The organism is Collinsella aerofaciens, assembly GCF_001404695.1.
Taxonomy (GTDB): Bacteria; Actinomycetota; Coriobacteriia; order Coriobacteriales; family Coriobacteriaceae; genus Collinsella; species Collinsella aerofaciens_E.
Genome location: NZ_CZAQ01000031.1, coordinates 1 through 4,534, shown reverse-complemented (window position 1 = coordinate 4,534; position 4,534 = coordinate 1). Strand labels below are relative to the sequence as shown.

2 protein-coding genes are annotated in these 4,534 nt (G+C 60.3%); both read right to left on the bottom strand.

All coding sequences use genetic code 11. The features are described 5' to 3' along the window. Window positions 1-1,254, bottom strand: a 1,254-nt coding sequence (rlmD, locus tag AQ996_RS07785) for a 23S rRNA (uracil(1939)-C(5))-methyltransferase RlmD (protein WP_082435578.1), incomplete at its 3' end; no start/stop codon positions are given. 85 nt (window positions 1,255-1,339) lie between these two features. After that, the gene (ppk1, locus tag AQ996_RS07780; RefSeq protein WP_253274625.1) at window positions 1,340-3,913 is read right to left on the bottom strand and encodes a polyphosphate kinase 1; all 2,574 of its coding nucleotides are present in this window, start codon (window positions 3,911-3,913) and stop codon (window positions 1,340-1,342) included. Between the last annotated feature and the right edge of the window lie 621 nt (window positions 3,914-4,534).

Here is a 4,534-nt window from a genome sequence, read left to right as displayed (position 1 = left end):
GGGGAAGAAGGTGCCTTCTTCGACAAAGCGTTTGAGATCGCGCGCCAGGGTGGCCGGGTCGCAGCTCACGTAGGCGACATCGCGAGCACTCGTGCTGGCGATAAGGTCGATCGCCTCGGGGGCGAGGCCTGCGCGTGGCGGGTCGACCACCAAGACGTCGGCATCCTGGTCGGGGAACTCGCGCACCGCGTCTCCGCCAATGACGTCGACGTTATCAAGCTTGTTGATCTCCAGGTTACGGCGCAGGTCGCGCACGGCGGGGCCGTAGGCCTCGACGGCGGCGACAAAGTCGCAGCGGCGGGCGAGCGGCAGGGTAAAGGTGCCGGCACCACAGTACAGGTCCACGGCAAGCTCGTCTTCCTGCGGGTCGAGTGCTTCCATGACAAGCTCGATCAAAATCTCGGCACCCTTGGTGTTGACCTGGAAAAAAGACGGGGCAGACAAGCGCATCTGACCCTCGGCGATATTCTCGGTCCATGAGCCCTCTCCGGCGAGCATTTCGACCTTGGAGACACGGCGGGCCTTCTTTTCGCCCTTGCTCATCACGCGCACGATGCTCGTGGGGTGAGCGGCGTCCGCCAGCACGCGGGAGACCTGCGAGCGCGGAAAAGAGCCTGTGGGCGTCCAGAGTGCGACCTCGAGTGCCTTGGTGCGGCGTGATGCGCGAATGCCCACGCGTTCGAGCCCCAAGTCATGGCTGCCGCTTAGATAGTTGAGTGCGCCGACGACCGATTTGAGCGCCTTCGGGAAGCGCTTGTCGAACAGCGGGCACGTATCGACGGTCACGATTTTGCTGGGGTCGACACCGTGCATGCCAAGACGCACGCGACCGTTGACGACGGTCGGTTCGAGCTCGATTTTATTGCGGTAGCCCCAGTCGTCCTTGGTGTGGCAGATGGGCTGTACCAACTCATCGACCTGCTCAGGAGCGAACTTGCCGATGCGCTCGAGCGTGGAGCGCAGGTTTTGCTCCTTGGCGGCGAGCTGTGCCGTGCGTGAGAGATTGCCCCACGAGCAGCCGCCGCAGATGCCCACGAAGGGGCAGGGAGGCTGAATGCGATCGGGGCTTGGCTCCAGAATCTCGGTGGTGCGGGCACGCATGAACGACTTGCCGTCCTGTACGACCTCGGCCTCGACGGTGTCGCCTGCCACGGCGCCCTGCACAAAGACGGCCTTGCCGTTGTCGGCGTGCGCCAGCCCGTCGGCGCCGTAGGTCATCGATTCTATAGTGAGCTTCATATTCCTGCCTGTCATTCGCGTTGTTATTCGCACCATGGTAGCAGGGAAAAGCGCCCCGCATCCGAGGCTTTCCTCAAATGCGGGGCGCTTCTACAAACGACTATTTCGTCTTGCCGGTAATGAGCGTCTTTAGACCCAGGCCGATCAGGCCCAGGCCTATGCGCACGCGACCGGGGCGATGGCGCTCGATGGCCTTGGTCTTGCCGGCGGGCTTATCGCGACGGGCGCTCGTCTCGGGTGCGGGCTTGGTGACCTGCGGCTCGGGCTGAGGTGCAGGTGCAGGCTTGGGCTCAATGACGGTCGCCTGGACCTCTTGGACCTTGGGTGTGGCCGGCTGCGGCTCAGGAGCAGGGGCGGGCTTTGCCTCGGCGGCGGGCTCCGGAGTCGCAGTAGCGGCCTCGGGCGCTTTCTCCACGGCGGGCTCTGCGGCAGCCTCGGGCTCATTCACCGGGAGAGCGGCAACCGCTTCCGGTTTGGCAGCCGCCCCATGTTCAATCTCGTCCTGGATAACTTTTTCGGCCACACGTTCCTTCTCCTGTGCGCGCTGCTGCGCGGCGGCCTCGGCGTTGCGATACGCGCGCTCCAGCAGAGCTTCCTGCGAGTTGAAGGGTTTCTCGTCCTCTTTGCGCTCCACCGGAACCCAGGTGCCGTCACTCGTCAGGCTGCGTGCCTTCACGTTGTCGCGCAGCTGCATGCCCATGTACTCGTGCACCAGGGCGCGGCAGGTGGGGTCGAGCACGGGGAAGGCGATCTCCACGCGGTGCTCGGTGTTGCGCGTCATCATGTCTGCCGAGCTCAGGTAGATCATGTCCGAGTCCACGCCAAAGGCATAGACGCGCGCATGCTCCAAAAAACGTCCGACGATGGATCGCACGTGCACGTTCTCGGTCTTGCCCGGAACACCGGGCTTGAGGCACGAGATGCCGCGAATGATCATGTCCACGCGCACGCCGGCACACGATGCCTCGGCAATCTTGTCGATGACCTCGCGGTCGGTAAGCGAGTTGAGCTTAAAGAACACGCGGGCGGGCTCGCCGACAAGGGCGCGCTGAATCTCGCGGTCCAGGCCGCGCATGATGAGCGGCTTGAGGCCCACGGGCGCCACGCCCAGGAAGCGGTAGTCGCCGCGCAGGTTGCCCAGCGACAGGTTGCGGAAGAACAGGTTGGCGTCCTCGCCGATGCCGGGATGCGCGGTCATGAGCATAAAGTCGCTGTAGAGCTTGGCCGTCTTCTCGTTAAAGTTGCCGGTACCCAAAAGCGTCAGGCGGGTAAGCGCCATGCCCTCGCGATAGGTGAGCTGGCAGATCTTTGAGTGGCACTTAAAGCCCTCGGAGCCGTAGATAACGGTGCAGCCGGCCTCTTCCAGGCGCTCGGCCCATTCGATGTTGTTTTGCTCGTCAAAGCGGGCACGAAGCTCCATGAGCACCGTGACCTCTTTGCCGTTTTCGGCAGCATCGATGAGCGACTCGCACAGACGGCTCTGCTTTGCCACACGGTAGAGCGTGATGCGCAGCGAGATACACTCGGGGTCATAGGCTGCTTCGTGCACCAGGTCCAAGAACGGGTTCATTGTCTCGTAAGGGTAAAAGAGCAGCTTGTCGTGCTGCAGCACCTGCTCGCGGATGGAGCGGGCCATATCGATGGTGGGATTGGGCTGCGGCTTAAACGGCGTAAAGAGGAGCTCATTGCGCAGGTGCTCGGGAATCTTACCCTCAATGCCAAAGACGTAGCCAAGGTCAAGGGGGATATCGCAGGTAAAGACCGAGCGGCGAGAAAGCTCGAGCGCCTTGCGGATGGTCTTGAGCGTTGCCTTCTCGAGCGAGCCCGATACGGCGAGCACCACCGGCTGCAGGCGCAGGCGCTTCTTGAGGATGCGCTTCATGTGCTGGCGGTAATCCTCTTCCTCCTCGACGCCTTCGCCGTCCGGGTCGATATCGGCATTGCGGGTGACGCGGATCAGCGCGCGGTCCAGCGGCTTATAGGAGCCAAAGCAACTGTCCAGGCAGGCGAGGATGACGTCCTCGAGCAAGATGTAGGAGTAGGTGCCGGTGGGCGAGGGGATCTCGACCACGCGGTTCATCGAGGTGGGAATCTCGATAAGGCCCAGCAGGCTCTCCTCGTCGGTGACGCCGTCCAGGCCACAAGCCAGATAGAGTGCGCCGTTGCGCAGGTTGGGGAAGGGATGGCGCGGGTCAATGACCAACGGCGAGATGACCGGCGACACGTAGGCTTGGAAGTAGCGGGTTACGAAGGTGCGCTCCTCGGGCGTAAGCGAATCGATGCGGGCGCGGTGAACGCCCAGAGCGTCGAGCTTGTCCTCGATGCTCTTAAAGATGGACTCCCAACGGGTAAGGAGCCCGGGCAGCTCTGCCATGACAGCATCGACCTGTTCGGAGGCGGTCATATTGCTCTTGTTGTCGACAGGCTGTTTTTTGAGCTCTGCAAGATCGGACAGGCCGCCCACACGCACCATGAGAAACTCGTCGAGGTTAGACTCGAAAATCGACACGAACTTTAGACGCTCGAACAGCGGAACGGTCTCGTCGAAGGCTTCCTCAAGCACGCGGTTGTCAAAGCGCAGCCAGCTAAGCTCTCGGTTTTGCGTGTACGAGAAGTCGCGCGGCGGCTTGCGCAGCTTAGCGGCCTTTTGTTTCTTTTCGATTTTGCTCGGCATATGCATCTGTCCGTTCAGTCCCCGCAGGGGACGGTAGCCTAACTCTAATTCACTATTGTCTCAATTTAGTCGACCGCTGGCACGGACGTATCGCGTGAACGGTATCTTTACCTACTTCTTACGCTGACAAGCCGAAGCACTAACGTCCGGTGCTTTGAGCAAGCGATCTATATCCTCACTCAACTGGTGAGAATGTATGAATAAGAATGATAGCAAGCTGAATATAATCGAATGTAGGTCGAATCGAGGGCAAGCGTCATTTATATGCAGAAAACCGTTTTCACTATGCAATTTTGAATCATGGATAACTTTGAGTGTTCAAGCTTGATTTCCTAGAAAAATAACGTTTACCTAGGAAAATCTGCTTTACGAAACTGAAGTGCATCATGGGAAATCATATGCGATATACCGTTCATCGTACTTTGCTGACCGTTCGGGGGCGAGGTAGCATTACGAATGGAATTTGGATATAACTAGAGCTGTCAGCAAGCAGCGTCCCATATGGAGGGGCGCTGATACATTCGGCCAGTAAGGCCCGAAAGAAAGGTAGGAGGCCATGACGAAAGGTCTGCACGTGCCTTCCGAGATCGGCAAGCTCAGGAAGGTCTGCCTGCACCGTCC